This window comes from Campylobacter sp. RM9333, from assembly GCF_020137705.1.
Taxonomy (GTDB): Bacteria; Campylobacterota; Campylobacteria; order Campylobacterales; family Campylobacteraceae; genus Campylobacter_E.
Window position 1 is genome coordinate 17847 of record NZ_JACGAY010000023.1, and the last position, 16584, is coordinate 34430.

18 protein-coding genes are annotated in these 16584 nt (G+C 26.7%); 5 read left to right on the plus strand and 13 right to left on the minus strand.

The genetic code is table 11. The features are described from left to right. Positions 1–2 precede the first annotated feature (2 nt). The 4 genes from crcB to AVBRAN9333_RS07860 are packed head-to-tail and all read right to left on the minus strand — an operon-like array spanning position 3 to position 3478. Entirely contained in the window at positions 3–368 is a 366-nt protein-coding gene (crcB, locus tag AVBRAN9333_RS07845; RefSeq protein ID WP_336609764.1) for a fluoride efflux transporter CrcB, read from the minus strand. Further along, positions 365–1048: a lysophospholipid acyltransferase family protein gene (locus tag AVBRAN9333_RS07850; protein ID WP_336609765.1), complete on the minus strand. Its 684-nt coding sequence runs from the start codon at positions 1046–1048 to the stop codon at positions 365–367. Before AVBRAN9333_RS07850 ends, crcB begins: the two co-directional genes overlap by 4 nt. After that, a complete protein-coding gene (locus tag AVBRAN9333_RS07855; protein ID WP_214117324.1) occupies positions 1032–2183 on the minus strand; it encodes a hypothetical protein in 1152 nt (383 codons plus the stop codon). The genes AVBRAN9333_RS07850 and AVBRAN9333_RS07855 overlap by 17 nt, the downstream gene beginning before the upstream one ends. After that, on the minus strand, positions 2183–3478 hold the full coding sequence (locus AVBRAN9333_RS07860) for a S41 family peptidase (RefSeq protein ID WP_442862234.1): 1296 nt from the start codon (positions 3476–3478) through the stop codon (positions 2183–2185). Before AVBRAN9333_RS07860 ends, AVBRAN9333_RS07855 begins: the two co-directional genes overlap by 1 nt. A 155-nt stretch (positions 3479–3633) precedes the next feature. Here AVBRAN9333_RS07860 and AVBRAN9333_RS07865 point away from each other — a divergent pair, with 155 nt between their 5' ends. Beyond that, positions 3634–6201 (plus strand): ATP-dependent Clp protease ATP-binding subunit, encoded by a 2568-nt coding sequence (locus AVBRAN9333_RS07865; protein WP_336608386.1) that lies wholly within the window; start codon positions 3634–3636, stop codon positions 6199–6201. 11 nt (positions 6202–6212) lie between these two features. Here AVBRAN9333_RS07865 and AVBRAN9333_RS07870 read toward each other — a convergent pair whose 3' ends face one another. Genes AVBRAN9333_RS07870 through AVBRAN9333_RS07890 form a run of 5 tightly spaced genes read right to left on the minus strand, consistent with a single transcriptional unit; the run spans position 6213 to position 9177 of the window. After that, positions 6213–7286 carry an SLC13 family permease gene (locus tag AVBRAN9333_RS07870; protein WP_336609766.1) on the minus strand — a complete coding sequence of 358 codons (1074 nt, stop codon included), beginning with the start codon at positions 7284–7286 and terminating at the stop codon, positions 6213–6215. Positions 7287–7319: 33 nt separating this feature from the next. Next, complete coding sequence (locus AVBRAN9333_RS07875; protein ID WP_214117318.1) at positions 7320–7739, minus strand: hypothetical protein; 420 nt, start codon at positions 7737–7739, stop codon at positions 7320–7322. Between the two features lie 46 nt (positions 7740–7785). Next, positions 7786–8316, minus strand: coding sequence for an SCO family protein (locus AVBRAN9333_RS07880; protein WP_214117317.1), 531 nt, complete (start codon positions 8314–8316; stop codon positions 7786–7788). 1 nt (position 8317) lies between these two features. Continuing rightward, positions 8318–8752, minus strand: a complete 435-nt coding sequence (locus tag AVBRAN9333_RS07885) for a hypothetical protein (RefSeq protein WP_214117315.1) — start codon at positions 8750–8752, stop codon at positions 8318–8320. Then, a complete protein-coding gene (locus tag AVBRAN9333_RS07890) occupies positions 8752–9177 on the minus strand; it encodes a copper chaperone PCu(A)C (protein ID WP_214120431.1) in 426 nt (141 codons plus the stop codon). The genes AVBRAN9333_RS07885 and AVBRAN9333_RS07890 overlap by 1 nt, the downstream gene beginning before the upstream one ends. 144 nt (positions 9178–9321) lie before the next feature. Here AVBRAN9333_RS07890 and AVBRAN9333_RS07895 point away from each other — a divergent pair, with 144 nt between their 5' ends. Together AVBRAN9333_RS07895 and AVBRAN9333_RS07900 are read left to right on the plus strand one after the other, a co-directional pair. After that, complete coding sequence (locus AVBRAN9333_RS07895; protein WP_214117312.1) at positions 9322–10284, plus strand: L,D-transpeptidase family protein; 963 nt, start codon at positions 9322–9324, stop codon at positions 10282–10284. Beyond that, complete coding sequence (locus AVBRAN9333_RS07900) at positions 10284–11273, plus strand: alanine racemase (RefSeq protein WP_214120432.1); 990 nt, start codon at positions 10284–10286, stop codon at positions 11271–11273. Before AVBRAN9333_RS07895 ends, AVBRAN9333_RS07900 begins: the two co-directional genes overlap by 1 nt. Here AVBRAN9333_RS07900 and AVBRAN9333_RS07905 read toward each other — a convergent pair. Then, positions 11270–12301 carry an AI-2E family transporter gene (locus tag AVBRAN9333_RS07905; RefSeq protein ID WP_214149804.1) on the minus strand — a complete coding sequence of 344 codons (1032 nt, stop codon included), beginning with the start codon at positions 12299–12301 and terminating at the stop codon, positions 11270–11272. The two genes, AVBRAN9333_RS07900 and AVBRAN9333_RS07905, sit on opposite strands and share 4 nt — an antisense overlap. Further along, positions 12298–12717 (minus strand): Hpt domain-containing protein, encoded by a 420-nt coding sequence (locus AVBRAN9333_RS07910; RefSeq protein WP_214117301.1) that lies wholly within the window; start codon positions 12715–12717, stop codon positions 12298–12300. The genes AVBRAN9333_RS07905 and AVBRAN9333_RS07910 overlap by 4 nt, the downstream gene beginning before the upstream one ends. A 68-nt stretch (positions 12718–12785) precedes the next feature. Here AVBRAN9333_RS07910 and ruvB point away from each other — a divergent pair, with 68 nt between their 5' ends. Beyond that, on the plus strand, positions 12786–13796 hold the full coding sequence (gene ruvB, locus AVBRAN9333_RS07915) for a Holliday junction branch migration DNA helicase RuvB (protein WP_214117299.1): 1011 nt from the start codon (positions 12786–12788) through the stop codon (positions 13794–13796). A gap of 22 nt (positions 13797–13818) precedes the next feature. On the opposite strand, the gene AVBRAN9333_RS07920 is transcribed toward ruvB, so the two are convergent. Together AVBRAN9333_RS07920 and AVBRAN9333_RS07925 are read right to left on the minus strand one after the other, a co-directional pair. Beyond that, positions 13819–14811, minus strand: coding sequence for a pyridoxal phosphate-dependent aminotransferase (locus AVBRAN9333_RS07920; protein ID WP_336609767.1), 993 nt, complete (start codon positions 14809–14811; stop codon positions 13819–13821). Then, positions 14804–15946 carry an aminoacetone oxidase family FAD-binding enzyme gene (locus tag AVBRAN9333_RS07925; protein WP_336609768.1) on the minus strand — a complete coding sequence of 381 codons (1143 nt, stop codon included), beginning with the start codon at positions 15944–15946 and terminating at the stop codon, positions 14804–14806. Before AVBRAN9333_RS07925 ends, AVBRAN9333_RS07920 begins: the two co-directional genes overlap by 8 nt. Before the next feature lie 34 nt (positions 15947–15980). Between AVBRAN9333_RS07925 and rdgB the strand changes: the two genes are divergently transcribed. After that, positions 15981–16574 (plus strand): RdgB/HAM1 family non-canonical purine NTP pyrophosphatase, encoded by a 594-nt coding sequence (gene rdgB / locus AVBRAN9333_RS07930; protein WP_214117295.1) that lies wholly within the window; start codon positions 15981–15983, stop codon positions 16572–16574. Positions 16575–16584: the final 10 nt, after the last annotated feature.

A 16584-nucleotide genomic window follows, 5' to 3' on the forward strand; every position in this document is an offset into this window, starting at 1 on the left:
TCCTATTTAAAAAAAATTAAAGCAATATAAGTTGCTATTAGTCCAAATACTACATTTAAAATAATATTTGCACTAAAGGCAACGAAGCCTAATGATTTTAATAATGTTATGCTCTCATAAGTAATTGATGAAAAAGTAGTAAAAGCACCTAAAAATCCTACTACTATTAATAGTCTTATCTCGTTTAAACTCTCGTAATTTTTAGCTAGTGCATAAAATAATCCTATCAAAAAACAGCCTATTAAATTAACGATTAATGTCCCAGCTATAAAGAATTTAAAATCAAAATTACGATTTATAAAAGTGCTTAAAATATATCTTAAAACAGCACCAATGGCTCCACCTAAAGCAACCATAAAAATATTCACTCATTAGCCTTGAAATATTCATTAATTGCTTCTTGCATTAAGTCTTTTGCATTGTCTAATTCATTAGCTTTTAGTGGTTGTAAAGGTATTATTGTAAGTTTTTTACCTAAGTGAATTGTTATTCTTTTACTATCTAAAATCTCTTTTGAACCAATAATTACAACAGGTTGAACTAAAACATCTAACTTAGTAGCTAGCATTGAAGCGCCTTTTTTAAACCTTAATAATTCATAGCCATCACTTCTAGTTCCTTCAGGAAACATAGATATGTTTCTATTATTACTTAATCTATCGTTTGCTTCATTTATAACTCTTACGAAATCTCTTGCGTTTTCTCTATCTATTGAAATCATTTTAGGTAGTTTTATGATATTTCCAAAGAAAAATAATTCTTCAATCTGTTTTTTTGCAATCCAAGCTAAATCGTATGGATATATATCTTCAAGTGCGATAATATCTAGCATTGAGCGATGATTTAGGATAATCATTCTTGCGTTAGGATTAAAATCGCCTTTTATTTCTATTTTATAACAGCACAATTTACGGATAAATTTTGCCCAAGTTTTTCTAATAACCCAATTTTTTGTAGGAAAAATAAACATTAAAACAATTACAAAAGCAATGCTGATTGCTATGATTATTGCTAGAAAAATACTTAAGATTTTATTCAATATCTTCATTTTTTACCCAACCACTTGTATTTTCATCAAGTGCTATTTTCACAAAATTGTCTTTTTTGGTTATGATTTTTACTTCTTTTATGTCAGTATTTTTATAAAAAATAGTTGAATTATTAGTTGGTAAAATTCTAACACTTGCACCTGATTTTAATTTAGCACTACTAAAATTCCCACCATCAATAAAGCTAAAAGCTACAAAAACTATAGCAAGTGCTATTAAAGAAAAAAACCTTTTAAAAATTACTACAATTATGAGACAAATTACAGCTAAGATTAAGCTTCCAATTTGTAAATAAAAATTAATTTCTTTTGTTATTGGATTTAAGTCTGTTTGAGTGCTTATTTCTTCAGATTCTACTATGATTTTATTAGAATATTCTATGAATTTATTTTCTAATGGGTCATAATATGAAAAAGAGAAATTTTTCATATTATTAGGAAAAATTAAAGCAATTGAGCATTTTGCATTTTCATAGTCTTTTCCGACATTTGTAATGCTTTGTGATTTTGCAGTTTTTAAAGAAAAATTATTAAAATTAGTGTTATTTGCTTTTGCGTCCATTCCACATATAACGCTAGTTTCATCATATTCAGTGCATTTTAAATTCGTAATTTTTAAATCACTTGCAACTAACTCTACATAATCTTTATTAAATTTTAATTCTTCAATTTTTAAATTATCTAGGCTGATTTTAGCATTTCCTACTTCTTGAGTATTTCTAAATAACTTAGCATCAATTGAGTTTAGTTTAGCATTTGCTGTATTTGCTTGAAAATAAACACGAGTAGTATAAATTCCATTTTCGCTATTAAATTTAATATCTTTATTTAATTGTTGCATATCAATGCTTTTTTCAAAATTAATTTGCGGAGTAAAATTTGTTTTGTAATTAGAATTAATTGTTATATCTATATAAAAAACTTCTTTAGTTTTTACAGAATTTTTTGAAAAATTAGCATTAATAGCAAGTTCTACTTTATCATTAAATTCTTCTTTAATATCGCTAGTAAAACTATTTGCATCTTCATTATTTTGATTAAGGTTTGTATAAACTTGAGCGTCCATTACACTTAATTCTTTTGATGGAGCTGCAAATAAAATACTAGCAAATATCAAAAAGATTATTTTTTTCATTAATTTCCTTTAATTACTAAGATTTTTAAAGCGTCAATTGCTGATTTTAATTGAGAATCTTCATTGATTTGCTCTTGAGTTAGTGTATTTTTATCGGTTTTGTTTTCTTTTTTACCATCAATTTTTTCTAATTCATTTTCTAGGTGCTTTTTAAGTTCGCTTTCTTTTATACTAAAGCCACTATCTTCAGTATTTACCTTACCAGGATACACAATAATATCAGGAGTAACTCCTACTGCTTGAATTGTTCTTCCACTTGGTAGGTAGTATTTTGCGATTGTTAGTTTTATACCTTCTTTATCATTGATTTCTCTAATCATTTGAACACTTCCTTTACCAAAAGTCTTCTCACCAACAATAATCGCTCTTTTTCTATCTTGCATAGCTCCACTTACGATTTCGCTTGCACTTGCACTTCCACCATTTACAATTATACTAATAGGTATTTTTGTATTTATTGCAGCACCTTTAATTGCTAAAGTATCTATTTTAGCACTTTCATCTCTTCCTTTTTGAGATACTAAAATACCTTTATCAATAAATAAATTCAATAAATCTGTAGCTTGGTTTAATAAACCACCTGGGTTGTTTCTTAAATCAATTACTATCCCTTTAATATCCTTATTAATAGCTAATGCGTCTTTTACTTTACTTACAACATTTCTATCAAAACTTGTAATTCTAATGTATAAAAAGTCTGTATTTTCTATTTTTTTAGTATAAACGCTTTCAACTTTTATAATATCTCTTGTTATCGTAAAATCTAGTGGCTTTTTCTCGCCTTTTCTATATATTGTAATATTAATCTTAGTATTTGGTTTGCCACGCATTTTAGAAACTGCGTCATCAAGATTCATTCCTATCGTGCTTTCATTTTCAATTTTTAAAATAACATCGCCTGATTTTATACCAATTTTATCAGCAGGTGTTCCTTCAATCGGTGCAATAACGGTTATTGCATTATCTTTAATTGATAAAGTCATTCCAAGACCGCCAAATTCTCCGTTTGTGCTTTCTTGTAAAGATTTGAAATTCTTTTCATTTAAAAATGCTGAATGTGCGTCAAGATTACTCAATAATCCTTCTAAAGATTTATCCACAAGTTGCTCTATACTGATTTCATCAACATAATTTGCTTCAATCATTCTAAAAGTTTTAATAAGCTTTGAAAATGCTTGTCTTTCAGCTTCTTCATCAGTTTTTGCAAACAACGAAATTCCAAGTGCAACACACAAAAATATCTTTTTATTAAAATTCACGATAGCTCCAATAAGATTTAAGATTAAAGCTGTGATTTTAACGCAATTTTTTAAATACAAGTAAGCAATTATGTGTATTTTTAAATAAAAAACTTAGCACTTAATATATTTAAGTGATAAATTTAATTTTATACTTGACAATAATAGACTAAAGTAATATAATACGAACCATATCAATTAAAGGAGATAATATGAATATTCAAGATAAATTAACAAATCAATTTAATGAAACTTTAAGTCAAGCAGTAAGCTTATGTGTATTTAATAAAAATCCAAATATAGAACCATTTCATATTTTATGGGCTATTGCTAATGATTCAAGCTCTATTCTTAATCAAGTATTTAATAAATTATCAATAGATAAAACCGCAATTTCACTAATGCTAAAAAGTAAGGCTGATAATTTAGTAAAAAGCGATGGAGTAAATGCTAATAATGTAAAACCTAGCAATGCACTTTTAACTTCACTTGAAAAGGCTATTGGATTTGCTTTAAGCAAAGGTGATAGCTACTTAAGCACTGATATGTGGATAATTAGTGAGTGTGATAAGGGTGGAATTTGTGAGTTATTAAAAGATTATTTAGATTTACTTGTATTAAAAAGCGAATTAAATGCTTTAAGAGGCGATAGAAAAATTAGCGAAAAAGAGCAAGATGACATAAGCAATAAAGAATTAGAAAAATACACCACAAATCTAGTTGAATTAGCAAAATCAGGCAAACTTGACCCAATTACAGGAAGGGATAATGAATTAGAAAGGCTTATGCAAATCTTAATTAGAAAAAGCAAAAATAATCCTATTTTATTAGGTGAGCCAGGAGTTGGTAAAACAGCTATAGTAGAAGCTCTAGCTCAAGCAATTGCTAATAAACAAGTGCCAAGCTCTTTAGCTAATAAACAAATATTAAGTCTTGATTTAGCAGCACTTGTTGCAGGAGCAAAATACCGCGGAGAATTTGAAGAAAGACTTAAAAATATAATTGAAAGTGTAAAAGCAAATCCTAATATTATAATTTTCATTGATGAAATTCATACAATATTAGGTGCAGGAGCAAGTGAAGGAAGTATGGATGCTGCTAATATACTTAAACCTGCTTTAAGTAGGGGCGAGTTTAAAACCATTGGTGCAACCACTTTAAAAGAATATAAAAAATATTTTGAAAAAGATGCTGCAATGCAAAGAAGATTTCAAAGCATAATTGTGAATGAACCAAGCGTAAATGATGCAATAGCAATGCTTAGGGGTCTTAAAGAAAGATTAAGCGCTCATCATAATGTAAGTATTAATGATAAAGCTTTAGTAGCTGCTGTTAAGCTTAGTAATCGTTATATTCAAGGAAGATTTTTACCTGATAAAGCAATAGATTTAATAGATGAAGCTGCGGCTGAACTTAAAATGCAAATTGAAAGTGAGCCAAGTGCTTTAAGAAATGTAAAAAATAATATCGTTAGATTAAGAGTTGAAAAAGAAGCTTTATTAATGGAAGGTGAAGAAAAAAATAAAGAAAGATTAAAAGAAATTGAAAATGAATTAAGTGAATTTAGCGAAGAAGAAAGAAAATTAAGAATGAAATTTGAAAACGAGCAAAGAGTATTTGCTGAAATTTCAAAGAAAATGAACGAGATTAATAATTTGCAAAATGAAGCAAATATTGCAAAAAATAAAGGAGATTATCAAAAAGCAGGAGAGATTGAATACGGAAAAATCCCACAAGTTAAAAACGAGCTTGAGAATGCTAAAGCAAATTGGCAAGAGTTAAAACAAAGTGGAACTTTACTTAAAAACGAAGTTGATGATGAACAAGTCGCTTTAATTTTAGCAAAAATGACAGGAATAAAGGTTAGTAAATTACTAAGCAATGAGAGTGAAAAATACTTAAATCTTGAAAATAATTTACAAACTCGTGTAGTAGGACAAGATAAAGCTATAAAAGCTCTAGCTCGTGCAGTAAGGGCAAATAAAGCAGGGCTTAGTGATAGCAATCGTCCTATAGGAAGCTTTTTATTCTTAGGGCCTACAGGAGTTGGTAAAACTGAATTAGCAAAAGCAATTGCAAAAGAGCTTTTTGATGATGAAAAGGCTTTAATTCGTTTTGATATGAATGAATATGCTGAAAGTTATAGAGTAAGCAATTTAATAGGTTCTGCGGTTGGTTATGTAGGAAGTGATGAAGGCGGACAATTAACAGAAGCTGTTAAAAATAGACCTTATTCGGTGCTACTTTTTGATGAGATAGAAAAAGCTCATCCTGAGATTTTTAATATATTTTTAAATATGTTAGATGAAGGAGCTTTGAGTGATAATAAAGGCTTTAGGGTTGATTTTAAAAACACTTTAATAATATTTACAAGTAATATTGGAGCAGCTAAGTTTGTAGATATTAAAAATGAAAAAGAAAGAAATGAATTAATAAATAAAGAATTATTAAAATACTTTAAACCTGAATTTGTAAATAGGCTTGATGAAATAGTAGGATTTAATGCTTTAAATAAAGATTTATGCTTACAAATTATTGATATTTTGCTTAAAAATACTAGCAATAAATTAGCTGAACTTGGAATTGGCTTTAGTATTAGTGAGAATGCAAGATTAGAAATTTTAAATCTAGGATATAGTGATGAATATGGTGCTAGAGCCTTAAAAAGAACTATATATCAAGAAATTGATTCAAGACTTAGTGAGCTTATTTTACAAGGGAATTTGAAATCTTTTGTAGAAGTTGATTTTGATAAGGAATTTATATTTAATACGAAATAATTTTATCCCGATTAAATTCGGGATAATTCTTTAAAAACTACTAAAATTATTAAAAATACAATATTTATCCAAGTAAAATTGATTATGTATTTAAAAGCTTTATTTTTATAAGAATTAATGTAATATTTATAAGAAATTAAACTAGCCATAGACGCTATTAAAGTCCCTAATGAGCCAATATTTACCCCTAATAATAATTCTTTATAATCATTTGTAAAACTAGCTAAAAACACACAAGCAGGAACATTGCTAATAATCCAAGATAAAAATATACTTAGATAAAAAATATCAAATTCTTTAATACTTATAAAATAACTTATATTTTTTACAAATATAAAAAGATTTATAAAAATTATAATAAGAGAAAAATCAGCTTTAAAAATTGCGTTTTTATTACTAATAAATAAGCTTATAAAAACTATAAAAAAACCTAAAAATATATTTAAAATATCACTAACACATAAAATTGATATGAAAAATAATGCTAGGTTTTGGATAAATAATTTTTGATTTATTTGAGTTTTTATAAGATTTTTTAGTTTTATGTTTTTGTTTTTAATGTTTATGGTAAAAATAAATAATAATATTAAAGATATAAAGCAGTAAATATAAGTGCTTTTAAAAAAGCTTAAAAAATCTAAATGAAAATATGTGAATATAAATAAATTTTGTGGATTTCCAAATGGGGTTAGCATTGAGCCAAGATTTGCTGCTATTGTTTGTAATATTATGATTTGCATAGTAAATTTTTTCGCTTTTAATTCTTTTAATAAATAAATACTAAAAGGCACAAAACAAAGCAACGCTACATCATTAGTAACTAACATAGAGCTAAAAAAACATATTAGTATTAGTAAAATTGCTATGGTTTTTAATTTGGTAATTTTGTTTAATACATAAAAGGCAAGTAGCTTAAATGCTCCTATTAATTCTAAGGATTTATTAACAGCTATAAACATAGAAAGTAAGGCAAGTGTCTTAAAACTTATAAAATCATATAAAGAATTTAAATAAGTAAAATCAATACCTTTAAAAATAATTAAAACAACAAAACTAATTAATGAAAGAATAAATGTAAATAGCATAAGTTTAATTCATTCCGAAAAACGGAATGAATATTAATAATCGTCTTTTTCGCTTACTTGATATTCAAGCTCTTCAATTCTATCTTCTAAACCATAAATAATCTCTTTTAATTTTTCAAGTTCCATAAAGATTTTATCGCTTGAGTTTTTATCACGATTATTATTGAATTGTTTCATAATACCAAGTTCAGCTTTTAATTTTTCAATTTCATTTTGTAATTCTTCAACTTTACTTACTTCGTTAGACAATGTAGTTTCCTTTGATTTAGATTTAACAGCTTTATCTTCAACTACTTCTTTTTCTACTTTTTCAGCTTTTGTTGCAGTTGGTTTTTTTGCTACTTCTTTAGAAGTTTCTTTTTTACTTACTTCTTTTTTAGCCGTTTCTTTTTTAGCAGTAGTTTTTTTAGCTGTTTGCTTTGTTTCTTTTTCGCTAGTTTTTTTAGTAGCCATTATTTCTCCTTTATATATTTAAAAACCGAATTGTAAAAGTAAATAGTTAATTATTACCTAAAAATTCGCTAATTTTTTTCTTAACATTCGCATTTGTTAAATTGCTTATTTCTCCTTTGAAATTACCATCTTTATCAATTATATAAAAACTTGAGCTATGAGCTACGGTGTATTCAGCAGCACTATCTTGATAAATATACTCATATTTTACCCCATAGTTTTTTGAAATTCTTTTAAGCTCATCTTCGCTAGGCACAAGTCCTAGTGAGTTTTTATAAAAATATTGTACATATTCATTTATATCATTTGCCGTATCTCTTTTAGGGTCAAGACTAATAAATAATATTTTTATATCATTTCTATTTAATTCATTTAAAGCTTTAGTGGCAATAGCTAAAGAAGTAGGGCATATATCAGCACACAATGTGTAGCCAAAGTAAATTAATAAATTATCTCCTTTAAAATCTTTAAGGGTATAAGTTTTATCACCTGCTCCTTTTAAATTAAAATCATATTTATTATTAAAACAAGCAGTTAAGATTAATCCTAAAAAAATAAAAATAATTAGTTTTTTCATACTATCTCCTAACATCAAAATCTATAGATAAATCAAGGCTTTTATTGTCATTAAATAATTCTAGTCTATATCTCATAGTATTTTCAGTACAAGCACTAAAAACAATATCTGCAATATAAGCATTATCAATCTTTTCAAATTCTCCTACAATATCTCCCATATACATATTAAGCCCATAAAGTCTTGCATTTAATTTGGGAAAATCTTCTAAATTTTTAATAATCACTTTTGTTTCTTCTAAGGTTTTTAGCGGTTTTGGACTTAAATCAAATATGATTTTTTTACCATTATAATCTACTTCACACTCGCTTACATTTAAATCGCAACTAAGTGGAGTTAATGTAGTGATTAACTCCCTTTTTTTAGAATTTGGATAAAAATAAAACAAACTTGCAAAAATAGCAATTATTACTAATAAAAATATTAATTTTTTCATTAATGAGCGTGAATTATTGATTTTGCTGGAATGTCTTTTAATTCAACTTTTTCGCCATTACTAAAGCTTAGTTCTAAATTAAGTTTAGTATCTTCTTTAATGCTATCTTTAATATCCATTAGCATAATATGATAGCTTTTTGGTTTTAGTTCTAAAGTATCATTTGCCTTGATTGTTGCGTCTTGTATTCTAATCATTTTCATCATACCATCTTCGTGAATATGAGTGTGGATTTCTGTATTTTTTGCAAAATCACATTTAGCATCAACTAATTTTATATCTTCATTTGAGTTGTTTTTAATACTCATAAAAATAGCTGAATTTTTTGCATTTGGTGGGGTAATTTTAACATAAGGCTCACTTATTTCTATGTTGTTTGCAAATAAACTTGCACCTAAACTTAACGCTAATAATATCTTTTTCATTGAATTCTCCTTTTTAATAAAAACGATAAGGATTATAAATAAATTTTTCTTAATGAAAGCAATAATCAAAAAAACATTTTTGGTATTAACTTAGCTTTAAAATTACTTTTTATAATTAGTCCTTAACTTTTATAGGAGCTAATAGTGAAAAAAATCATAATTTTATTATTATCAATTTATTTATATTCAGACAATTTATTACAAATTTATTTAAAAGATGGCATAGGTGCAGTTGAAAATAAGCTTGAAGCTGGACTTAGTGATGTTAAGTTTTGGCAAACTCAATTGCAAGGACTTGATTTAAAATATGGATACTATAGCGATGATGCTATGGTGGTAGTAGTTGATAAAGATAAACAAAAATTAGTTTTATTTGAAGAAAAAAACAACAAATTAACACCTAAATTCGAGCAAAGTGTAATAACAGGTCTTATGGGCAATAAAGAAAGAGAAGGGGACTTAAAAACCCCTATTGGAGCTTATCAGGTTTTAAACAAAATGGTTCCACCTGATAATTATTATGGACCTTATGCTTTTGTTTTAAACTATCCTAATTTATATGATAAAGTTCGTAAAAAAACAGGCTCTGGAATTTGGATTCATGGTTTTCCACTTGAAGGCGATGTAAGATATGATGCTTATAAGACTAAGGGTTGTGTTGTAATGACTAATGATGTTTTGTTAGATTTTAATGGCATTGTAAATAATAAAAAAATATATGTATTAATTAATGAAAAAGGCGTTGTTAGCACAAATGCTGATGAAATTGCTTTAATATTGGCTAATTTATTTGACTGGAAAAATGCTTGGACTAATAATGATTATAAAACATATCTTAGTTATTATAGTGATGAGTTTATTAAATATGATGGCACGAAAATATCTGCTTTCAAGGAGCAAAAAAAGGCAATTTTTAGTAGAAAGCAGGATAAAACAATACAATTTAAAGATATAAATATAATTCCTTATCCTAATTTAGAGCAAAGAAAAATATTTAAGATTACTTTTTATGAAAATTATGCTACTTCAAGTTATACTTTTAATGGTGAAAAAGTTTTATATATTGAATTAGTAAATGGAAAAATGTCAATCTTAACGGAGCAATAATGGCATTTATCACAATTAATAAAGCAAATTATTTTTATAATTTAAATGAGTGCTTAAAAAAAGTTAGTAGCATTGATAAATTAATCATTATTTTAAAGGACAATGCTTACGGGCACGATATTAATATAATTAGTGATTTGGCTTTAGAATTTGGTATTAAAAATGTCGCAGTAAAAAACATAAATGAAGCTAGTATTATTCAAAATAAATTTAAAAATATATTAATACTATCTCAAATTCCAAAGCATTATAAAGCTTGCGATAATTATATTTTAGCTATTAATGATTTGAGTTATTTTGATTATTTAAATAATGAAGATAAAGTCGCTTTAAAACTTGATACTAATATGCATAGAAGTGGAATATGTGAAAACAATTTAGAATTAGCTCTAAAAATTATTAAAGAAAAAAAGCTGAAATTAGTATCAGCTTTCACTCATTATTCAAGTCCAAATAATATTAAAAATCAAAAACCACTTTATATAAAAATGTGCGAGTTTATAAAGAATAATTATTCTGATGAAGTGTTTTTTCACTCTGCAAATTCTAGCACTTTATTTTTAGATGAAAATGAATATGATAAGGCCGCTAGAGTAGGTTTAGCACAATTTGGGTATTGCGATGTAAAGGCTAATTTAAAGCCGGTTTTAAGTCTTTGGGCTGAAAAAATTAGCTCAAGAATTATTAGTGCTGGAGATAGTATTGGATATGATGAGATTTTTGTATCTAATAAGGATTTAAAAGTTGCTAATTATGATTTAGGATATGGAGATGGGCTTTTATATTATAAAGGTTTAAAAGAATTTAAATTAGCAAATAACGAACAAGTTTTAGGCAAAATCTCAATGGATAGCTTTAGCATTGAAGATACTAATAAAGAAAATATCTGCGTATTTAACGATGCTTTAAAATACGCAAATTATTTTAATACTAATGTTTATGAAGCTTTAGTTAGATTAAATCCAAGCATTAAAAAAATAATAATTTAATGCTTTTCTATAATTAATACATAAAGTTTTACAACTGATAAAAATAAAGCCAAAATAGCAGGCCCTAATATAACTCCCCAAAAGCCAAATGTAGAAATACCAGCAATCATTGCAAAAAATATCAAAAGCTCATTTACATTTGCTGGTGTTTTTAACAATTTTTCATTAATCCATCTAATTATTAATGGTTTTACAAAAGTATCTGCAATAATAGAAATCATAATAATTGAATAAAGCGCAATTATTATAGCATTTGCTGTATTGCCGTGAGAGTATTCATATAAACTAACAGGAACCCAAAGTAAAGCACCGCCTATTAATGGAATTAGCGAAGATATTGCATATAAAATACCCATTAAAAGTCCGTTATATCCAAAATACATTAAAAATACTGCAAATAATAAACCTTCAAAAACAGCAGTAATAATTACAGAATAAAACACAACGCTCATTACATTAGATACTTCACCTAATACATTTTCAAATTCACTTTTTTTAAGCGGCATAAGTTTTCTAAAAAATCCTACAAGTTCTACTCCGTAATAATTTGCGAAGAAATAAAATATTATTATTAATATAAGTTCAGTAAAGAATTTAACACCTGATTTTGTAAAATTTGAAGCATAATTTAATATATTTTTACCTACATTATTTAAATCTATTTCATTTAAAGCTTCTTTTACTTTTGGCTCTATGTAGTCTAAATTGCTTGGCAAATTAAATTCTGCTGATTTTAATTTTGTAATTGTTGTTTGAATTTGAGCTATATCTAAGTCTTTAATTGAACTTGCTAAAGAAAAGCTAGTGTATGCAAGTGGAGCAAAAAATAATAAAGACATCATAGTTGTTAAAACTATTGGAGCTACATATTTTCTTTTTGTTTTTACGAATATTTTATGATGAAGATTTGCAGTAGCAACTGCCATTAAAACAGCAATTGCAATAGTTAATAAAAAAGGTTTAAATAAATAAAGCAAACAACATAAAACCAATAAAACAATAGCTGTTATAAAATATTTAGCATTCATTTATTTAGCCTTTGTGGTAGGTGAATAATTTTTGGATTTAAAGCTGATAGATAAGGATTATTATCGTTAAAATCTCTTTTGTATATCATAAATTGGTCAGTTACAAAAAGTAGCCAATCTACTAATTCATCGCTAGCAGGACCTCTCATATCTCTAGCTTCATCTAAGACATCTTCAACAATTTTACAAATATTTACGAATTGATTAATTTTTAAAAAACCACTAGCGCTTTTCATATTATGAAACATTCTAAAAAGCTCATTTACTTTATTTTTATATTTATCTTCATCTTCAAGTGCGATAATAACAGGCTCTAAAGAATCGCAAAAAATATTAAAATGGGTCATAAAATCATCAACGATATCAAAATCAAATTCTAATTCTAATTGCCCTAAAAGTCCTAAATTTTTATTCATGTAATCACTCGTTTTTATATTTTGCTAAGATTATACAAATTATTTACAAACATTATTTAAGGTAAAAAATGGAAAGAATAGTTGAAATTGAACAATTTAAAGATGATAGCAAATATGAAATTAGCCTAAGACCAAGCACTTTTGATGAATATGTAGGTCAAAACAAAACTAAAGAGAATTTAAAAGTATTTATAAAATCAGCAAAGTTAAGAAATGCTCCGCTTGATCATACTTTATTTTTTGGCCCTGCAGGTCTTGGAAAAACTACTTTAGCAAATATAATTGCAAATGAAATGGGAGTAAATATCAAAACCACAGCAGCTCCTATGATAGAAAAAAGCGGAGATTTAGCTGCAATTCTTACAAATCTTGAAGATGGAGATATATTATTTATTGATGAAATTCATCGCTTAAGCCCTGCTATTGAAGAAGTTTTATATCCAGCGATGGAGGACTTTCGTCTTGATATTATAATAGGAAGTGGCCCTGCAGCTCAAACCGTTAAAATTGATTTAGCTAAGTTTTGCTTAATTGCTGCTACTACTAAAAGCGGTGGAATTTCAACTCCGCTTAGGGATAGATTTGGGATTAATTGTAGGCTAGAGTTTTATACCCCTGATGAACTTGCCTTAATTATTAGCAAAGCTGCTTTAAAACTTGATATTACCTGTGATAACGACGCTAGTAAAGAAATAGCTAAAAGATGCAGAAGCACCCCAAGAATTGCCCTTAGACTTCTTAAAAGAGTTAGGGATTTTGCCATAGTAAATAATGAAACAAAAATCACTTTAAAAAGAGCTAAATTAGCGCTTGAGAGTTTAGGTGTAAATGAATTAGGTCTTGATGAGTGCGATTTAAATTATCTTGAGTTTTTATGCAAGGCTAAAAAAGCAGTGGGCTTAAATACTATTGCAGCAGCTTTAAGCGAAGATGAAAGAACTATTGAAGATGTAATCGAGCCTTATTTGATAGCAAATAATTACATAGAAAAAAGTGCAAAAGGAAGGGTAGCAACCACTAAAGCTTATTCGCTTTTAAAATTAAGCGGTTATACACCTTCTTTATTTGATATAAATTAAGAATTAAATTCTTAATTTATTTTTACACCAAATCTTTTTCTTTTGCTAATTTTAAGGCTTTAAAAAATACATTTAATTCTTCAATATTTCCTACGCTAATTCTGTTAAATAAAGGGTAATTATGTATTTTTCTACCTACTTTAACGCCGTTTTCTAGCATAAAATTATGATAATTTTCACTTTTTATTTTATGTAAAATAAAATTAGCATTAGATTTAAAATAAAAAATATCCAATTCATTTAAAACCTGCTCTAATTTAGCCTTATTTTCTAAGGTCATAGCTCTTGCTTTATTTACAAATTCTTCATCTTTTAAAGCATTTATAGCACAAAATAAAGCATAAGCATTGATATTGTCTATTAAAATAAACTCATCAATAAAAGAAAGCAATTTATTTTCAGCAATAGCATATCCTATTCTAAGTCCTGCTAGAGCATAGATTTTAGAAAAGGTTCTAGTAATTATTATATTTTTTTGGCATTTTTTAATACTTACAAAATTAGTATTGTATTCAGCATAAGCTTCATCTAAAATCATATAAGTATTATCCTTACAAATTGAGCATAAATACTCTAAATAATTTTGGCTAAGCTCTTTTGCACTTGGGTTGTTTGGATTGGTAATATAAATTAAATTATATGAGTTTTTTAATGGCTTTATATCATTTACATTTAGGATAAAATCATCTTTTAAATAAATATAAGTGATTTTTACTTTTAAAGCTTTTGCAATGCTTAAAACCAAATCAAATGTTGGCATAGGAACTATTAAATTAAGCTCTTTATTTTCGCTTTTTGCTCTTGCATTTAAAGCACAAATTGTTCTATAAATAATATCGCTTGAGCCACAACCTAAGCTTATGTTATTTGATTTTACATTATGCTTTTTGGCTAGTTCTTCTTTTAGCAAATACTCGCTATCGCAAGGGTATTTACACATTAAATCATAATCATTCATAATGCTTTTAAAATCGTGCTTTATTAAGGTATTTTCATTATTTGATAAATCAATCATCTTTTAACTCCTTGTTTAAATAATTTGCCAATTTTTTTGCACTAGCAAATGCAAAATGTATATTAAATCCGCCTAAAATCCCCGCTACATTTAAACATTCACCTATGAAAAATAAACCTTTATTTTCTAAGCTTTCATAATGCTCATTTAGGCTTTTTAGGCTAACTCCACCTTTACAAACTTCTGCTTTATTAAAGCCTAGATTTCCTGCTGGTGCGAACTCATAATTATATAATTTATTTATAATCTCTTTTTCTTCTAAATTATATTTATTCATTGCTTTATCGCTTAAATTATTTGCATTTAAGTATTCTTTAATAAAAGCTTTAGGTAAAGGTAAATGCGTGCTAGCTTGCTTTAAACTACTAAAATCTATTTTAAAATCATTTAAAAAATTAATTTTGATTTTGCCTTTAGTCCAAAACAATGAAGCACTCAAAACCACAGGGCCGCTAATGCTTTTATGGGTAAATAACATAGAGCCTTTAAAAGTATCATTAATGCAAACTTCAATGCTAATTCCACTAAGATTTTTCATAAAAAACTCATCTTTTTGTAAAGTAAGTGGCACTAAAGCAGGTAAAAACTCGCTAAATCCTATTTGAAATTCTTTTGCAATTTTTAATGCAATATCGCTTACTCCTAAAGTAGCAAAAGAAATTCCACCAGTAGCAATTACTACATTTTTAGCTAAAAACTCGCCTTTATTTGTGATGATTTTATAAGAATTATTTGCCTTTTCTAAGTCTAAAACTTTAGTATTTAGCATAATTTTTGATTTATTTTGACTTAATAATCTATCAAGGATTAATGAAGAATTAGGAGCAAAAAACTGCTTATTTCTAATTTTATTAAACTTAATTCCTTTAAAAAAATTAAGATTATCTTGATAGCTAAACTCATCTAAACTTTGCTTTAATTTATCATAATCATCGCATAAATACGATTTAATATTGATATTTTCATTTGTTACATTGCATTTGCCACCACCACTTATTAAAAGTTTTTTAGCAACGGCATTATTTTGCTCTAAAATTAAAGCATTTTTTTTCAAATTAGCAGCCAAAAATAATCCCGCTGCTCCAGCTCCGATAATTATTAAATCTTTAATGGTTTGTCCTTTTGGTATTTTTATTACTTATAATACTAAAAATTATAAAGGATAGATAATGAAAATAATAATTGCGAGTTCAAATAGTGGTAAATTAAAAGAATTTAAAGAATTATTAACAAATTGTGAGCTTTATTTAGCAAGTGATTTTGTGAGTGATTTTAATCCTATTGAAAATGGAAATAGCTTTAAACAAAATGCAAAAATTAAAGCAAAAGCATTGTGGGATAAATTAAGCGAAGAAGATAAGAAAAATTATGCAGTATTAGCTGATGATAGTGGTCTTTGCGTTGAGGCTTTAGATAATGCTCCAGGCATTTTTTCTGCTAGATACGCAAATGATTTTAGTGATGAAAAAGATGCTAAAAATAGAGAAAAACTACGCCTTGAATTAACTAAAGTTGGAGTTGATTTTAGTAAGGCTAGTTTTGTTTGTGTTTTATGCTTAATTACTAATTCAAAGATAGAATTTGCAAAAGGCGTTTGCGATGGAACGATTAGTAAAATAGAAAGTGGTAATAATGGTTTTGGCTATGATAGTATGTTTATTCCTTTAGGATTAAGTAAGACTTTTGCAGAGCTTAGTCAAGATGAAAAAAATAAAATTAGCCACAGATTTAAGGCTTTAGAAGAATTAAAAAAGATTTTTTAATAAATTACAT